The following is a 15,980-nucleotide window of genomic DNA, read 5'->3' on the forward strand; positions in this document are numbered from 1 at the left end:
GGATCCTAAAAATCAGACAGGTAGGCGGCGGCAATCCCAGCCGCCAGCGTTTGAACTGCACCGCGCCCGACCCCCACCTCCGAAGAGAAGGGATAGGGCGGTGCAGTGGTCCATCACAGGTCTGGCGACAAGGGCATCTGCACCGAACCATCCAGGTGCTTGATCGGCCCGGCGGCGTTGGGGTTGATGTCGAAATCAAAGATCTGCGTGGGCAGCCAGAGGGTGGCGCACGAGTTCGGCACATCGACCACCCCACTGATGTGCCCTTGCACGGGCGCAGTACCCAGAATGGAATAAGCCTGTGCGCCCGAGTACCCGAATTTCTTCAGATACTCGATGGCATTCAGACAGGCCTGGCGGTAAGCCACGTTGACGTCCAGGTAGTACTGCTTGCCAGCCTCGTCCACCGAAATGCCCTCAAAGATCAGGTAGTCGTTGTAATTCGGCGTGATCGGGCTGGGCTTGAAAATGGGGTTCTTGATGCCGTACTTGGCCATGCCCCCTTTGATGAGCGTGACTTTCATGTGCACCCAGCCCGCCATCTCGATGGCGCCGCAGAAGGTGATCTCTCCGTCGCCCTGACTGAAGTGCAGATCACCCACAGACAGCCCTGCCCCTTCGATGTACACCGGGAAAAACACCTTGGCCCCTCGCGAGAGGTCTTTGATATCGCAGTTCCCACCGTGTTCGCGGGGCGGCACGGTGCGCGCGCCTTCTGCGGCCGCCTTGTCGCGTGCTGCGCCGGTCATCTTGCCCATGTGGGCGGTGGCGGCAAAAGGCGGATTGGCCAGACCGCTGGTGCTGGGATCGGAATCGATCAGCGCCTGCTCGCGTGTGTTCCACATCTCCAGCATCTTGGGATCGGGCAGGCAGCCGATCAAGCCTGGATGGATAAGGCCGGCGTAGTTCACGCCAGGCACGTGGCGCGAGCTGGTGAACATGCCATGGATATCCCAGATCGATTTTTGGGCCTGGGGGAAGTGGTCGGTCAGAAAACCGCCGCCGTTTTTCTTGCTGAAGAAACCGTTGAAACCCCAAAGACTGTCCTGCTTGGCGCCGATGTCGAGCAAGTCGACCACGAGCAGATCGCCCGGCTCGGCGCCCTTCACGCCCACGGGACCGGACAGGTAGTGCACGGTCGTCAGGTCGATGTCGCGCACATCGTCTGCGCTGTCGTTGTTCTGGATGAAGCCCCCCGTCCAGTCAAAGGTTTCCAGCACGAACTCGTCGCCCGGGTTGACCCAGCAGGCCATCGGAATGTCGGGGTGCCAGCGGTTGTGGATGTTCTCGTTTTCGGTGGGTGACTTGCTGAGATCAACCTTGATCAGGGTATCGGCCATGGCGTGCTCCTTTGGGGGGTGGAAGAATGGAGGGGAAGTGGGACGGACGGTGTGTCAGACAGAGAGATAGGACTTGATGCGCGCCTGGTCGGTGTCGGCGCGCGCGGTCTCATGCACAAGACGCCCGCCTTCGATCACAAAAAGGCGGTCGGCCACATCCATCGCAAACGACAACACCTGCTCGGACACCACAATGGTGATTTCGCGCATCTTGCGAATCTCGTTGAGCGCTTTGGCGATGTCTTTGATGATGGAAGGCTGGATGCCTTCGGTGGGCTCGTCGAGCAACAACACCTTGGGGTTGGTCACGAGCGCCCGGGCAATGGCGAGCTGTTGCTGTTGCCCACCCGAGAGGTTGCCGCCCTTGCGCCGACGCATCTCCCACAACACCGGAAAGAGCGCATAGATCTCTTCCGGTATGGCTTTGAACTTGGCGTTCTCCAGCCCCGTCTGGATGTTTTCTTCGACGGTCAGGGTCGGAAAAATCATGCGGCCCTGGGGTACGTAGGCAATGCCCTTGGCGACCCGACGGAAACTCTCATCGTGAGAAATGTCTTGACCGGCGATCGAGATTTGCCCTGACTTCAAAGGCAAGATGCCCATGAGGCTTTTGAACAGCGTGGTCTTGCCCATGCCGTTGCGTCCCATGATGGCCACCGTTTCGTTTTTTCGCCCGTCGAACGAGAGGCCATGCAAGGCTTCGCTTTGTCCATAGGACACGAACAGATCTTTGACTTCCAGCATGTTGTGCTCCTTTTGGGTTCCTGGCGGCATCAGTGGCCGAGGTACACGTCGATGACCTTGGGGTCTGCCTGTACCTGCTCCATCGGGCCTTCGGCGAGGATCTTTCCCTGGTGCATCACGGTGACCTTGTGAGCGATTTTTTTTACGAATTCCATGTCGTGCTCGATCACGATCACCGCGCGATTCGTGCAGATGCGCTGCAGCAATTCGGCCGTGAGCTCGCGCTCCCGTGCACTCATGCCGGCAATGGGTTCGTCCAGCATCAGAAGCTCGGGTTCCTGCATCAGCAACATGCCAATTTCCAGCCACTGCTTCTGGCCATGAGAGAGCAGGCCAGCCTCTGTTTCGAGCCGGTCCAACAAGCCAATGTCCAGGGCCACGGCCTCCACGCTGGCACGTATGGCATCTGTGCACTTGAATGCCAAAGCACCAAAAACCGACCGGCCGCTCGGGTAAGAAACCTCCAGATTTTTGAACACGGACAGGTTTTCGTAGATCGACGGCGTCTGGAACTTGCGCCCGATGCCCAGACGGACCCGCTTGTATTCCGGCACCTTCAGAATTTCCTCGTTCTTGAACTTGATGCTGCCGCCGCTGGCCTGGGTTTTGCCGCAAATCAAATCGAGCAACGTGGTCTTGCCGGCGCCGTTCGGGCCGATGATCACCCGCAGTTCGTTTTTGTCGATGTAGAGCGTGAGCGCATCAATGGCTTTGAAGCCATCAAAGGACACGGTCAGGTCTTCGACGGAAAGTGCAAAGTCGGTATTGCTCATGGATTATTTCTCGTTGAAACGTCAAACGCCTTGACCGCGAGTGCCTTCTGGCAGGTCGGCTTGTGCCTGTGGCACAGCGCTCGCTTCCGGCAGTCGCTTGAGGGCGGCTGGCGGCGTGGGCACACCCGCATCCTTCAGGGCCTGGCGGCGCGAGCGCCACCAGGGCACGATGCGTTCTTCCCACACACCGGCCAGGCCCATGGGGAATGCCATGGTCACGCCGATGAAAAGGGCCGCCATGAGGAACAGCCAGGCATCCGGAAAGCTCTCCGAAAAGTAGGTCTTTCCTGCATTGACCAACAACGTGCCGTAGACCGCACCCACCAAGCTCATGCGCCCACCCACAGCGGCAAAAATCACCATTTCAATCGAAGGCACGATGCCGACAAAGCTGGGCGACATGAAGCCCACCTGCAGCGAAAACATCGCACCGCCAATGCCCGAGAGACCCGCTGCCAGACAGAAGACAAATATGCGAAAGTCGGCCACGTCATAGCCGGAGAAACGCACCCGGTCCTCCTTGTCGCGCATGGCGAGCAAGAGCGTGCCAACCTTGCTGGTCTGGATCCATCGGCACAGCAGAATCGAGCCGATCAACAAGCCGACACACAGGTAGTACAGGACGTATTTGGCGCTGTCTGTACGGGTATCCCAGCCCAGCACCGTCTTCAGATCGGTCATGCCATTGACCCCGCCGGTGTAGCCCTGTTGGCCGATGATCAGCACCGTGAGAATCAGTGCGACAGCCTGCGTGATGATGGCAAAGTACACGCCTCCGACGCGGCGTTTGAACATGGCGTAGCTGATGATCCAGGCCAGCAACATGGGAACGGCGATCACCGCAATCAATGCCAGGGGCAGGCTTTTGAACGGCACCCAGAAGGTGGGCAACTCGGTGATCTGGTTCCAGTCCATGAAGTCAGGAATGCCTGGTGTGGACTGAATTTTGGTGCTCACGGGATCCGAGGCTTCGAGCTTGAGGAACATGGCCATGGCGTAACCGCCCAGGCCAAAAAACACCCCTTGGCCCAGACTCAGAATGCCACCGTAACCCCACACCATCACCAGTCCAACGGCCACGAATGCGTAGGTGAGGTATTTCCCGACCAGGTTGAGACGAAAGATGTCCAGAGCCAACGGCAAGACAACGGCGAGCAACAGGGTGAGCAGCACCACACTGGCGAGCTGGTAACGGTGTATCCAGGCCTTCAAAGTGTTCATGTCATTTTTCTCCGGAAGAAATCGAATCGAAGGAGCGGGGATTCAACGGCGCACTTTGCTGGGGAACAAGCCCTGAGGGCGCACCATCAGGATCAGCACGATCAGGGAGAGGGTCAGCATTTTGGCCATGGAGCCAGAAAGGAAAAATTCGGTGATCGATTGCGTCTGTGCGATGCCAAAAGCAGAAACCACCGTGCCCAGCAAGCTGGCCGCGCCGCCAAAGGTGACCACGAGAAAGGCGTCCACGATGTAGAGCGAACCCGATGTCGGGCCCGTGGACCCGATGGTGGTGAAGGCCGCACCGGCGACGCCGGCAATACCGCAGCCAATGGCAAAGGTGAGGCGGTCGGTCTTTTTCGTATCGATACCGGTGGCATTGGCCATCACCCGGTTGCTCACCGTGGCCCGTACGCGCAGGCCCCAGCGGCTCTTGTTCATGGCGATCCATACGCCGGTCGTGACCAGGGCGGTCAACGCCAACACAAACATGCCGTTGATCGGGATGTCCAGACCCTCGGAAGGCGCCCAGGAACCCATCAACCAGTCGGGCAAGGTCGGGCTGACCTCTTTGGGACCAATGAAGGTTCGAAAACATTGCTGCATGGCCAGGCTGATGCCCCATGTCGCGAGCAGGGTGTCCAGCGGGCGCTTGTACAGGTGGCGGATCAGCCCCCATTCGACAAACCAGCCGACCACGAAAGCAAGCAGGAAAGCGGCCACGATGGCGAAGGGAAAATAGGCGGCGACAGCCTCGGGGCTGATCGCTTCGGCCAGCGTCGAGCCCAGGTAAATGGTGTACGCCCCGATGGTCATGAACTCACCATGGGCCATGTTGATCACTCCCATCTGCCCGAAAATGATGGCCAGCCCCAGCCCCATCAGGAGCAACACAGCAAACAAACTCAAGCCAGCAAAGCCTTGCATCAGGCCAATGTTGAGCAGGTCATCAAAGCTCATGGTGAAACTCCAGCGAAAGTGATTTCAGGGTCGACGGTCTGGTCGCGACGAGGACCCGCCCAGGCTTGGGCGGGACCGGCTGCGCCGACCCGTTGGGCTCGGCCGCGGCGCCAGGGCACCGCGGCAGTCAGTGGTTACTGGTATCCCTTGGGGAATGGATCGGGTTTGATCAGTTCAGGCGACTCTGAGACCACTTTGAACGTCCCGTCTGGCAACCCCATGGCGATGCGGGATTTGCTCCACAAGTGGTGGTTGGGGTCGAGCTTGACGTAGCCTTCAGGCGCTGTTTTCAATTCAATGCCCGTCTCGGAAGCGGCGACGACCTTGTCCACATCGAAGCTCTTGGCTTTCTCGACCGCTGCCTTCCACAACCAGGGGCCCAGGTAGCCCGCCTGCGTCACGTCGCCGATGACCGCGTCTTTGCCGTACTTCGCCTTGAAGGCCGCCACAAACTTCTTGTTGTTCGCGTTGTCAAGCGACTGGAAGTACTTCATCGAAGAATAGAAGCCTTTGAAGTTCTCACCACCCACACCGGTCATCTCATCTTCGGTGACCGAGAGCGTCACCAGAAGCTGCTTGTCGCCCGTGATGCCTGCGGCCTTGAGCGCCTTGTAGAAGGCCACATTGGAGCCCCCAACCACCGCAACAAAAATGCAGTCGGGCTTTTGCAGCTTGATCTTGTTCATCAGGGACCCGAAACTGGTGCTGCCCAGCGGGTAATACTCCTCCCCGACGACTTTGCCCTTCTGGAAGCTCTCGATGTGTTTGCGCGCAATCTTCATCGAGGTGCGTGGCCAGATGTAGTCCGAACCAATGAGGAAGAAGGTCTTGGCCTTCTTCTCGGATTTGGCCCAGTCCAGGCTGTACAGAATCTGCTGGGTGGCTTCCTGCCCCGTGTAGATCACGTTTTTGGACTGCTCCAGGCCTTCATAAAAGGTGGGGTAATAGAGCAGGCCATTTTCCCGCTCAAACACGGGCAGAACCGCCTTGCGCGAGGCCGACGTCCAGCACCCGAAAACCGCAGCGCAATGGTCGCTGATCAACAGCTTCTTGGACTTCTCAGCAAAAGTGGGCCAGTCGGAAGCACCGTCTTCCTTGATGACCTTGATCTGGCGCCCAAGGATCCCGCCCATGGCGTTGATTTCATCAATGGCGAGTTGCTCGGCCTGAATCGAACCGGTCTCGGAAATGGCCATGGTGCCAGTGGACGAATGCAGCTGGCCCACCGTGACTTCGGTGTCCGTGACGGCGAGCTTGGTCGTGTTAACAGCGGACGTTGGCTGGCCGAAACTCCAGGTTGGGAAGCCCACCACGGAGGCGGCGCCCAACATTTGTAAGACCCGGCGGCGGCTGGCTGCCGGGGTTTCGAGGGATACGTCATTCGGATCGGATGCGTGCTTCATGGGGAACTCCTGCGGGGGTTGGAACAGCGGAACCGGCTGGTGGCCGACTGATTGACAGGTTAGGGATTTCCCGGGGTTCGGCCCATACGTTAAATAACGTATGGGCCGAACCCCGGTGAAATCGAGAACGGTTCTTGCTTGCTCTGGGGCATGCACCCCACCCCCCCAGCCGCCAAACCCGTGGCCACCCAGAAAATCTTCGGATTTCGCCGCCAGTACAACTCGTGGGTGGCGGATGAGACGATGGAGGACTACGCCTTGCGTTACACGCCGCGCAGCTTTCGCAAATGGAGCGAGTGGCGGGTAGCCAACACAGCATTTGGATCGCTGTCTTTTCTGGCGCTGGAAGCCATTGGTGGCGCCATCGCCATGAACTACGGCTTCACCAACGCGATGCTGGCCATCCTTGTGGTGGGCCTGATCATATTTTTCACCGGCCTGCCCATCGCCTATTACGCGGCGCGCTATGGCCTGGACATGGACCTGCTCACCCGAGGCGCTGGCTTTGGCTACCTGGGCTCAACCATCACTTCGCTGATCTACGCGGTGTTCACGTTCATTTTCTTTGCGCTCGAGGCGGCCATCATGGCGCTGGCGGTGCAGATGGCCACCGGCTGGTCTTTGCCGGCGTGTTACATCGTCTCGGCCGTGGTCATCATTCCACTGGCCATTCGTGGCATCACCTTTTTGAGCAAACTGCAGGCCTGGACCCAGCCCCTGTGGTTGTTTCTTCTGCTGCTGCCCTTCGTTTGGCTCGCCATGGATCAGCCGCAGCTCTTCCGGGACTTTGCAGGGCTGTCAGGGCTCAAATCCGGCAGCAGCGACTTCCAGCCGTTGATGTTCGGTGCAGCGGCGGCGGTGATCTTTTCACTGGTGGTGCAAATTGGCGAACAGGTCGACTTCCTGCGCTTCTTGCCCGAGAGAAATGCAGAAAACCGCGTGCGCTGGTGGTTGGCGGTACTGGTGTCTGGCCCAGGCTGGATCGTGATGGGGATGTTGAAAATGGCTGGCGGCGCCTTTTTGGCATTTGCAGCCCTGCAGTTTGAGATTGCGCCGGAACGCGCGGCCGAACCCACCCAGATGTTCCTCGCTGGCTTCGCTCAGGTGGTGGGTCACTCGGGGTTGGCCATCGCGATGACCGTGGTGTTCGTGATCATTTCCCAGATCAAGATCAACGTCACCAACGCCTACGCTGGCTCACTGGCCTGGTCCAACTTCTTCGCACGCATCACGCGCAGCCACCCTGGGCGTGTGGTCTGGCTCGTGTTCAACGTGGTCATTGCACTGCTTTTGATGTTGCTTGGCGTGTTTGGGGGCCTGGAAAAGGTGCTGGCGCTTTACAGCAATGTGGCCATCGCCTGGGTCGGCGCGCTGGTGGCCGACCTGGTGATCAACAAACCCCTGGGTCTGAGCCCCAAAGGCATCGAGTTTCGTCGAGCCCATCTGTACGACTTCAACCCGGTGGGCATGGTCTCAATGCTGGTCGCCACGGTGGTCGCCTGTGTGGCCTACACGGGGGCGCTCGGACCTGAGGCGGCGGCTTTCGCGCCGTTCATAGCGCTCGGACTCGCCATCTTGCTGTCGCCCTTGCTGGCATGGGCAACGCAGGGGCGCTACTACCTGGCCAGGGCCAGCACCAGCGAATGGAGCCCGGGCCAGATGGTGCGCTGCGTGGTGTGCGAAAACGCTTTCGAATCGGAAGACATGGCATCGTGCCCGGCCTACCAGGCGCCCATTTGTTCGCTGTGCTGCTCGCTGGAATCGCGGTGCCATGATCGCTGCAAAACCAACTCCCGGGCTGTCGATCAATTGCGCGGATGGCTGGTCGCCTGGCTGCCGAACCGCATCGCAGCCCGCGTCAATTTTCGCGTGGGACACTACCTGCTGGTGTTCATATCCATCGGCTCGATCGTGGCACTGCTGATGGGGATGGTGTATGTGCAAGAGAGTCTTCAGACGCCGGGCGAAGTACTCCACACCCCTTTTCTGAAAATCTTCGCCTTGCTGCTGGTTCTGGCGGCTGTGTGCGCCTGGTGGGTGGTGCTCACCACCGACAGTCGGCGCATGGCGCAGGACGAGTCTGAGCGGCAAACCCAATTGCTGATGCTGGAAATCGACGCCCACAAACACACCGACGCCGAACTGCAGGCGGCCCGGGACCGAGCGGAATCCGCAAGCCAGGCCAAGACACGGTATGTGGCCGGCATGACACATGAGCTGCGCACGCCCCTGACCAGCATCCTGGGCTATGCACAGATTCTGCTCAAGAGCGACGACATCTCCATCTGGACGCGCGAGAGGATCGCCACCATGCAGCGTTCCGGGCAGCACATGCACGCGCTCATCGACGGTTCGCTCGATCTCGCGCGCATCGAGGCCGGCCGCCTGAAGCTGGACACGGCGCCCATGCCTTTCGGACCCTTCTTGCAAGACATGGAACGCATGATTCGGCCCCAGGCCGAGGCCAAAAACTTGCGCTTCGTGTTGCGCCACCAGGGCGAAATGCCCAACTGGATTCGCGGCGATGCCAAGCGGCTTCGCCAAATCTTGATCAACCTGCTGAGCAACGCCGTGCGCTTTACCGAGCGAGGCGAAGTTCGATTGATTTTCGATTTTCGACAACAGGTCACCCGCATCGACGTGGAAGACACCGGCATCGGGATTGCCGAGCAGGATCAAAAGCGCATTTTTCTGCCTTTTGAGCGCGGCAGCGGCGGCCGTCGCGCCACGAGCGCAGGAACCGGATTGGGCCTGACGATCACCCATTTGCTCACCGACATGATGGGCGGCGAATTGACCTTGCGCAGCCTCACGGGCGAAGGATCCACGTTCAGCCTGCGCCTCTATTTGCCCAGCGTCGAACCCGACCCAGAAAGACAAGGCCTTCCGCTGCTCGATCTGCACAGCGTGACAGGGCACGCTGGACCACCCAGGCGAATCCTGGTGGTGGACGATCAAGCGGTACACCGGCAATTGTTGGCCGGTTTGTTGGTGCCACTGGGGTTTGTGATCGAGGAAGCGGCCAGCGGCTTGGAGTGCCTGGAAATTCTGGAACGGCAATTGCCTGACCTGCTGTTGCTCGACATCACCATGGACGGACTTGATGGCTGGCAAACTGCGCAAGCCGTTCGAGAGCATGTAACGCCACACCGGCTGCCGATTGTTTTCGTTTCGGCCAACCAATTTGACAACCAGCCCGAGCGCCTGCTGGCTCAGGGCTGCCAGGGTTTCGTGGGAAAGCCCCTGATGGAGTCCGAGTTGCTCGAAACACTCCGGCGCACGCTCGATCTGACATGGATCCGGGCTCTGCCAGAAACAACCGCACATGAACAGGCGGCCGCCGAGGCCCATGCACCCAGCGTATTGCCCGACGACCTTCGGGATGAGCTCAGAAGCCTGGCACACAAGGGCCAGGTTTCGGGTTTGCGCAAGCGGTTGCAGGATGCCGTGGTCCAGTTCCCCGACCACGCCGGCACGCTCAGCATACTGAAAGCTCACGCCGACTCCCTGGATTTCCAGCAGATTCTCGCCCTTCTAATCGACTCAACTGAGCCCGCCAACCATGTCGACACCGCTTGAACCCGCCCCTTTTGAGGCCATGCAACCCGTCATCCTGGTGGTGGAGGATGCACCCGATACCTTGCGCCTGCTGTGTGACGCACTGATCACAGAGGGCTACGAGGTCGTGGCGGCGCGCGACGCAGCCGAAGCGATTGAGCGCCTGGAGGTCACCGTCCCTGACGGGGTTCTGCTTGACGCCGTGATGCCCGGGCTCGATGGTTTTGGCTTGTGCCAAAGAATCAAAGCCACGCCAGCATGGTCCCATGTACCGGTGCTGTTCATGACGGGCCTGTCTGACACCGATCAGATCATTCGCGGCTTTGCGTCAGGCGCGGTGGACTATGTGGTCAAACCTTTGCGCCTGCCCGAAGTGATGGCACGGCTGGCGACGCATGTGCGCAATGCGCGGGTGGCACGGCTGGCACAGGCCGCGGTGGATGTGGCGGGCATGGGCACCGTTCTGCTTGACACCTTGGGTCGTCCTGCATGGCTTTCGCCCCAGGTCTCTGAATGGCTGGATCAGGCATTCGGAACGGGTGTCCATGAGCGCAAGGCCGCGCAACAGTGGCTGACCGAGGCGCGCCAGGGTGGAGAGGCCAGCGTGCCGATGGGGTTGAACGGGCGTTTGGTGGCCCGGCATATTGGCCAAGGCGGTTTGGGCGAATCCATGTTGTTGCTGGCGCAAACCCAGTCCGACAACGCAGCCATCCAGCGGTTGCGGGAGATCGCGCTCACGCCCAGGGAGACCGAGGTGCTGTCGTGGTTGGCCAAGGGAAAAACCAATCGCGACATCGCTGACATCCTGGGCATGAGCCACCGGACGGTCAACAAACATCTGGAACACGTTTTTGAGAAACTCGGCGTTGAAACGCGGTCGGCTGCGGCGGCGATCGCAGGCAAGCTGCTCCCTTAAGAACGATCGATCTGAATCGCGATGGACTTCTTGTGCAGCGGCAGCGCTGCCCGCGCCCGAAGCTGCCCGCAACCGCCGTCCACATCCTGTCCGGCCGACTGGCGCAGCTTGGTGAGGACGCCGCGTTGGTGCAAGCGGCGCGCGATGCCGGCGGCCTTCTCCCCGCTGGGTCGTTGGAAAGGCAGCTCGGGCACGGCGTTGTAGGGGATCATGTTGAGAATGGCGTATTTGCCCGTCAGCAGCCGCACGATACCCTCGATCTCGTCGTCGCCATCGTTGATGCCCTCCATCAGCGTCCACTGGTACTGGATGGGGTAATCGGTCGCGCGTGCGTAGGCTTCGCCCAGCTCAACCAGGGCTTCTGGCGTCAAGCGCGGCGCGCGCGGCAGCAGTTTTTCGCGCAGGTCGGCTTTGGTGGTGTGCAGGGAAATCGCCAGTGCCGGCTTGACGCGCCCGGCCGGCAAGGCTTCAAAAACCCGCGCATCGCCCACGGTGGAAAACACCAGGCTCTTGTGGCCGATGTTGCCCACCGTGCCCAGCAGGTCGATGGCCTCCATGACGTTGTCCAGGTTGTGCGCGGGTTCGCCCATGCCCATGAAGACCACCTTCTTCACCGGTCGCATGCGGCGCGCCAGCGCCACCTGGGCCACAATTTCGGCGCTGCCCACCTGGCGAATCAGGCCGGTGGTCCCGGTCATGCAAAACACACAGCCCACCGCGCAGCCCACCTGGGTTGACACACACAGACCGCCCCTGGGCAGCAGCACGCTCTCTACCATCTGCCCGTCGCCCAGCTTCACCAACAGGCGCGACGAGCCGTCCTCACCAGGATGTTCGCTGTGCAGTGCGCCGAGGGCTGCCAGCTCGGCTTCAACTTCCGGCATCGCGTTCACCAGGGTGTGGGGCAGGAAATGCTCAAGCTCGCGCTGGCCGCTGCGCTGGGGCAGGGCCAGACTCCACAGGCGCAGAACACGCTGCTGGTGGCGGGGGTTGGCGCCGAGCACGGCCAAGCGCTCGCGCAGGGATGAAAGGCGCATAGGGAGGATTGTCGCCCCCCTTCGGGGATCAAAGATCGGTCGGGCCCGGGGGTTGGTTGAGAACCGCCCTTCGCTCACAGGGTGTACTTCATCGGCAGACAATGTGCTCCCTGAGGAGCGCCCACATGAAAACCCTGTCTTCCATTCAACGCAACCCCGACGGCCATTGGGTCGGCGACGGTTTCCCGGTGCGCAGTGTCTTTTCGTACCAGGACGACCCGCTCACGTTCTCGCCCTTTCTGCTGCTCGACCACGCCGGGCCAACCCGGTTCGAACCCACGACCGAGCGCCGGGGGGTGAGCCAGCATCCGCACCGGGGCTTTGAAACGGTCACCCTCGTGTACGAAGGCGAGGTATCCCACCGCGATTCCAGTGGCGGCGGAGGCACCATCGGTCCCGGTGGTGTGCAATGGATGACCGCAGCGGCGGGCATCGTGCACGAAGAATTTCATGGTGAGGCATTCGCTCGCGAAGGCGGCCGGTTTGAGATGGTGCAGCTCTGGGTCAACCTGCCCGCCGCGGACAAGATGAAACCGCCCGCCTACCAAGGCATTTCAGTCGGGCAAACCCCCACGGTGAACCTGCTGAACCCGCAGGGCACCGTGGCAGGCACGGCGCGCCTGATCGCGGGTGAGCTGCTGGGCCAGAAAGGCCCGGCCCGCACCTTTTCACCCATGCAAGTCTGGGACTTGCGGCTCACAGCCGGTCAAACCGTGCACCTGCCCGCCCCGGAAGGCCACACCACGGTGCCGCTGGTGTTGCACGGTCGTGTGCGCACGGACAGCGGCGAGGAGGCAACCGATGCCGAGATGATGGTCTTCACACGTGAGGGCGATGGCGTCACACTCGAGGCCATCACCGATGCCACGGTGTTGTGGCTGAGCGGTGAGCCCATCCATGAGCCGGTGGTGGGCTACGGGCCCTTCGTCATGAACACCGAGGCTGAGATCCACCTGGCTTTTGCCGACTTTCAAAGTGGGCGAATGGGGAGGCTTTGACGCCCCCGCGTCGCCTTCGGTGCCTCCCCCAAGGGTCGGCGCTGGTGGCCCGGCAAAGCCGGCTCCACGGCGCCCTGGAATTGGCGTTAGCGCACAATTTGGCGTGGAACCTGAACACAAAGGAGGACACGATGCTGGAAATGGTGATCAACGCTCGAGCGGCCGATCTGGGTCACGGGCTTATGGTGCGTCGTGTTCTGCCGTTTGCCAAGCGCCGCAGCATCGGCCCGTTTGTTTTCCTCGACCACGCAGGCCCGGTGCCATTGCCAGCCGAGTACTCGCGGGCAGCCGACGTGCGGTCGCATCCGCACATCGGCCTGTCCACGGTGAGCTACCTGCTGAGCGGCCAGATCACCCACCGCGACAGCCTCGGCACGCTGCAAGTCATCCGGCCAGGCGAGGTCAACTGGATGACGGCCGGGCGCGGCATTTCGCACTCCGAGCGCTTCACCTACCCCGATTCGTACGCCGACGGTGGGCTCGAACTGATGCAGCTCTGGGTCGCTCTGCCAGAAGCCGACGAGGAAACGGAACCCGCCTTCACCCACTACCCCGCCCATGAGCTGCCGGTGCTGGAGCGGAGCGGCGTCTGGATGCGGCTGGTGGCGGGCAGCGCCTATGGCGAGACCAGCCCGGTTCGCACGCATTCGCCGCTGTTTTACCTGCACACAGAATGGCAGGCGGGTGCCAGTCTGGCCTTGCCCGGCGGGTACCGGGAACAGGCTGGGTATGTGGCAAAAGGCGAGATCGAGCATGCTGGCGAGGTCTACCGGCCCGGCCAATTGCTGGTGTTCGGTGACGACACCAAGGCCACGCTCACCGCCCGAACCAACGCCACGCTGATGCTCTTTGGCGGCGATCCGCTGGGCGAACGCCACCTCTTCTGGAACTTCGTGTCATCGAGACCCGAACGCATTGAGCAGGCCAAGGCCGACTGGCAAGCAGGCCGTTTCAAACTGCCTCCGGACGACCGGGACGAGTTCATTCCCTTGCCCGGCTGAGACACCACCCTGCCTTGTGAAGAACAACTGAGTGTCCCCATCCCTGTAATACATCACATAACCCCCAGAAGAACCAGCGCACAATGACAGTTTGTTGCTGCTCTAGGTCAAAACGGCTCACCGCCCAACCCACTCTACATGTCCCTGATCGACAAGCTATTTGGCTCCGCACGCGAAAGCGATGCCCCCGAAACACGCCTGCCCGCCGAACGCAAGGCTCAGGTAGATGGCTCGCTCAGCGCCCATGCTGCCGCGCTGCTGTTGCGTGCGCCCACCGCGCTCATGCAACTCAGCGAAGTCGAAGCGCTGACCGTGGTGGGCTTTATGCGCCCGAGACAGTTTGCTGCGGGCACCACCATCATTCGACAAGGCGAAGCGGCCGATACCGGCTTCATGGTGCTGGTGCTCAGCGGCGAGATCACGGTGGAGACCCTGATGGCCAGCCGCGTCAACCCGGCCACGGTGACCGTGCTGGGGCCCGGCAGCCTGATCGGCGAGATGGCGCTGGTCGACGGCGGCGCGCGCTCGGCTTCCTGCACCGCCAGCTCCGATGTGCGCTGCGCCGTGCTCACCCGCAGCGCGCTCGAAACCCTGACCACCGAGCAGCCCGTCATCGCTGCCAAGCTCATGACTGCGGTGGCCCAGCGGCTGGCCGAGCGCCTGCGCGAAAGCAGCCACAAGCTGCAGGTCTACAGCAGGCTGGTGCACACCATGCAACAGGAAATCGACGCGCTGATGCCCACCCCCGACCGGCGCCTGAAAGGCTGAAGCAGCGAAGACTCAAAACGACGGCTGTCCCGAAATAGAAGCGTGCCTGAACGCCTGCCCCGCCTAAACCCGAATCGGATAATGTGCGAGGGAGTCACGGGTCAAGGAGAAAAGCGGCAAGCCGAAGGAAAACCCGCCTTGTCGTCATCATGACTGACACCTTCTACCCCTGGTCCCATGCTAGAGCCTCACTCTCCATGCCTCGCTGCCCGCCACCCATGACCCTACCGCTTCCCCGTTGCGCCTCAGTGCCCACCCCATCCGACCATGAGCCCGCCTGACCCTTCTGCTATCGCATCAGCGCCCGGCCCTGTGTGGGTGATGGGCGCTGGCAGTGTGGGTTGCTACGTGGGGGGTTGCTTGCAGGCGGCAGGGGTCACGGTCGAATTCATTGGGCGCCCCCGGGTACTGCAGGCCCTGCGGACCCACGGACTGCACCTCACCGATCTGGACGGGGGGGACCAGCGCATCGCGCCCAGTGCGCTGCGCCTGCATGAAGATGTGCCGGGAGGCCCCACCCCACCAGCGCTGGTCCTGTTGTGCGTCAAGAGTCCAGCCACGGCTGAGGCTGCTCGCCAACTGGCCAGCCGCTTGCCCTCCCACACGCTGGTGCTGTCGTTGCAAAACGGCCTTCGCAACACGCAAGCGGCGCGCAGCGCGGCGCCCAGACTCCACGTTGTGCCCGGCATGGTGCCGTACAACATCGCTGAGCTGAACCCTGGCCACTACCACCGTGGCACCACGGGCCAACTGGCCGCGCAAGACACCGCTGCACTGAGTGCCTGGTCCCGCGTTTTTGCCGGGGCAGGCATTGCGCTGGACCTGCACACCGACCTCAAACCGGTGCAATGGGGCAAGCTCCTGCTCAACCTCAACAACCCCGTGAATGCCTTGTCTGGCCTGCCTTTGCTGGCCGAGTTGCTGACCCCCGTCCACCGGCGGCATTTTGCGGCTCTGATGCAAGAAGCGCTGGGCCTCTTGAAGGCCGCAGGCATTCAACCGGCTCAGATCACACCCCTGCCCTGGGCCGTGCTGGTGCGCGTGCTGCAATTGCCCACACCGCTGTTCCGGCTGGTCGCCGCGCGCATGCTGCGCATCGACCCGAAAGCCCGCTCCAGCATGGCCGACGACCTGGCCCTGGGCCGCTCCACCGAAATCGACGCCCTGAGTGGCGAGGTGGTGCGCCTGGCTTCATCGCTGGGCCTGCGCGCGCCGCTCAATGAAGCCATCGTGACCCGTATCCGCGCACTGCAAGGCTGATCCA

Annotated in this window: 13 protein-coding genes; 6 read left to right on the forward strand and 7 right to left on the reverse strand. The window is 61.6% G+C overall.

What is annotated here, in order from left to right; translation table 11 throughout:
• Nucleotides 1-113: 113 nt before the first annotated feature.
• From fmdA to urtA, 6 genes are all read right to left on the reverse strand, one after another.
• Nucleotides 114-1,340 carry a formamidase gene (gene fmdA, locus E5678_RS16590; protein WP_136179549.1) on the reverse strand — a complete coding sequence of 409 codons (1,227 nt, stop codon included), beginning with the start codon at nucleotides 1,338-1,340 and terminating at the stop codon, nucleotides 114-116.
• Nucleotides 1,341-1,394: 54 nt separating this feature from the next.
• Nucleotides 1,395-2,084, reverse strand: a complete 690-nt coding sequence (urtE, locus tag E5678_RS16595) for an urea ABC transporter ATP-binding subunit UrtE (protein WP_136179550.1) — start codon at nucleotides 2,082-2,084, stop codon at nucleotides 1,395-1,397.
• A gap of 29 nt (nucleotides 2,085-2,113) precedes the next feature.
• Nucleotides 2,114-2,857, reverse strand: coding sequence for an urea ABC transporter ATP-binding protein UrtD (urtD, locus tag E5678_RS16600; protein WP_136179551.1), 744 nt, complete (start codon nucleotides 2,855-2,857; stop codon nucleotides 2,114-2,116).
• 21 nt (nucleotides 2,858-2,878) lie between these two features.
• Entirely contained in the window at nucleotides 2,879-4,078 is a 1,200-nt protein-coding gene (gene urtC, locus E5678_RS16605) for an urea ABC transporter permease subunit UrtC (protein ID WP_136179552.1), read from the reverse strand.
• Nucleotides 4,079-4,120: 42 nt separating this feature from the next.
• Nucleotides 4,121-5,035, reverse strand: coding sequence for an urea ABC transporter permease subunit UrtB (gene urtB, locus E5678_RS16610; RefSeq protein ID WP_136179553.1), 915 nt, complete (start codon nucleotides 5,033-5,035; stop codon nucleotides 4,121-4,123).
• A gap of 134 nt (nucleotides 5,036-5,169) precedes the next feature.
• Entirely contained in the window at nucleotides 5,170-6,438 is a 1,269-nt protein-coding gene (gene urtA, locus E5678_RS16615) for an urea ABC transporter substrate-binding protein (protein WP_136179554.1), read from the reverse strand.
• A 150-nt stretch (nucleotides 6,439-6,588) separates the two neighbouring features.
• Here urtA and E5678_RS16620 point away from each other — a divergent pair, with 150 nt between their 5' ends.
• The gene (locus tag E5678_RS16620) at nucleotides 6,589-10,017 is read left to right on the forward strand and encodes an ATP-binding protein (RefSeq protein WP_136179555.1); all 3,429 of its coding nucleotides are present in this window, start codon (nucleotides 6,589-6,591) and stop codon (nucleotides 10,015-10,017) included.
• Between the two features lie 19 nt (nucleotides 10,018-10,036).
• On the forward strand, nucleotides 10,037-10,912 hold the full coding sequence (locus tag E5678_RS16625; RefSeq protein ID WP_247596808.1) for a DNA-binding response regulator: 876 nt from the start codon (nucleotides 10,037-10,039) through the stop codon (nucleotides 10,910-10,912).
• Here the strand turns inward: E5678_RS16625 and E5678_RS16630 are convergent.
• On the reverse strand, nucleotides 10,909-11,949 hold the full coding sequence (locus E5678_RS16630) for an RNA methyltransferase (protein ID WP_136179557.1): 1,041 nt from the start codon (nucleotides 11,947-11,949) through the stop codon (nucleotides 10,909-10,911). The two genes, E5678_RS16625 and E5678_RS16630, sit on opposite strands and share 4 nt — an antisense overlap.
• A 125-nt stretch (nucleotides 11,950-12,074) precedes the next feature.
• Between E5678_RS16630 and E5678_RS16635 the strand changes: the two genes are divergently transcribed.
• The 4 genes from E5678_RS16635 to E5678_RS16650 all read left to right on the forward strand — a co-directional run bounded on the left by E5678_RS16635 (nucleotide 12,075) and on the right by E5678_RS16650 (nucleotide 15,976).
• Nucleotides 12,075-12,947, forward strand: coding sequence for a pirin family protein (locus E5678_RS16635; protein ID WP_136179558.1), 873 nt, complete (start codon nucleotides 12,075-12,077; stop codon nucleotides 12,945-12,947).
• A gap of 131 nt (nucleotides 12,948-13,078) precedes the next feature.
• Entirely contained in the window at nucleotides 13,079-13,948 is an 870-nt protein-coding gene (locus E5678_RS16640) for a pirin family protein (RefSeq protein WP_136179559.1), read from the forward strand.
• Nucleotides 13,949-14,086: 138 nt separating this feature from the next.
• A complete protein-coding gene (locus tag E5678_RS16645) occupies nucleotides 14,087-14,716 on the forward strand; it encodes a cyclic nucleotide-binding domain-containing protein (protein ID WP_136179560.1) in 630 nt (209 codons plus the stop codon).
• Nucleotides 14,717-14,983: 267 nt separating this feature from the next.
• Nucleotides 14,984-15,976, forward strand: a complete 993-nt coding sequence (locus tag E5678_RS16650; protein WP_136179561.1) for a 2-dehydropantoate 2-reductase — start codon at nucleotides 14,984-14,986, stop codon at nucleotides 15,974-15,976.
• Nucleotides 15,977-15,980: the final 4 nt, after the last annotated feature.

Source organism: Hydrogenophaga sp. PAMC20947 (assembly GCF_004795855.1).
Classification (GTDB): Bacteria; Pseudomonadota; Gammaproteobacteria; order Burkholderiales; family Burkholderiaceae_C; genus Hydrogenophaga.

Excerpts from the sequence above, each read along its gene's own strand:
- E5678_RS16625 (WP_247596808.1), top strand. The coding sequence starts at position 10,037 with ATGCAACCCGTCATCCTGGTGGTGGAGGATGCACCCGATACCTTGCGC.
- E5678_RS16645 (WP_136179560.1), top strand. The coding sequence starts at position 14,087 with ATGTCCCTGATCGACAAGCTATTTGGCTCCGCACGCGAAAGCGATGCC.
- urtA (WP_136179554.1), bottom strand. The coding sequence starts at position 6,438 with ATGAAGCACGCATCCGATCCGAATGACGTATCCCTCGAAACCCCGGCA.
- E5678_RS16630 (WP_136179557.1), bottom strand. The coding sequence starts at position 11,949 with ATGCGCCTTTCATCCCTGCGCGAGCGCTTGGCCGTGCTCGGCGCCAAC.
- E5678_RS16620 (WP_136179555.1), top strand. The coding sequence starts at position 6,589 with ATGCACCCCACCCCCCCAGCCGCCAAACCCGTGGCCACCCAGAAAATC.
- urtC (WP_136179552.1), bottom strand. The coding sequence starts at position 4,078 with ATGAACACTTTGAAGGCCTGGATACACCGTTACCAGCTCGCCAGTGTG.
- E5678_RS16650 (WP_136179561.1), top strand. The coding sequence starts at position 14,984 with ATGAGCCCGCCTGACCCTTCTGCTATCGCATCAGCGCCCGGCCCTGTG.
- urtB (WP_136179553.1), bottom strand. The coding sequence starts at position 5,035 with ATGAGCTTTGATGACCTGCTCAACATTGGCCTGATGCAAGGCTTTGCT.
- fmdA (WP_136179549.1), bottom strand. The coding sequence starts at position 1,340 with ATGGCCGATACCCTGATCAAGGTTGATCTCAGCAAGTCACCCACCGAA.
- E5678_RS16635 (WP_136179558.1), top strand. The coding sequence starts at position 12,075 with ATGAAAACCCTGTCTTCCATTCAACGCAACCCCGACGGCCATTGGGTC.
- urtE (WP_136179550.1), bottom strand. The coding sequence starts at position 2,084 with ATGCTGGAAGTCAAAGATCTGTTCGTGTCCTATGGACAAAGCGAAGCC.
- E5678_RS16640 (WP_136179559.1), top strand. The coding sequence starts at position 13,079 with ATGCTGGAAATGGTGATCAACGCTCGAGCGGCCGATCTGGGTCACGGG.
- urtD (WP_136179551.1), bottom strand. The coding sequence starts at position 2,857 with ATGAGCAATACCGACTTTGCACTTTCCGTCGAAGACCTGACCGTGTCC.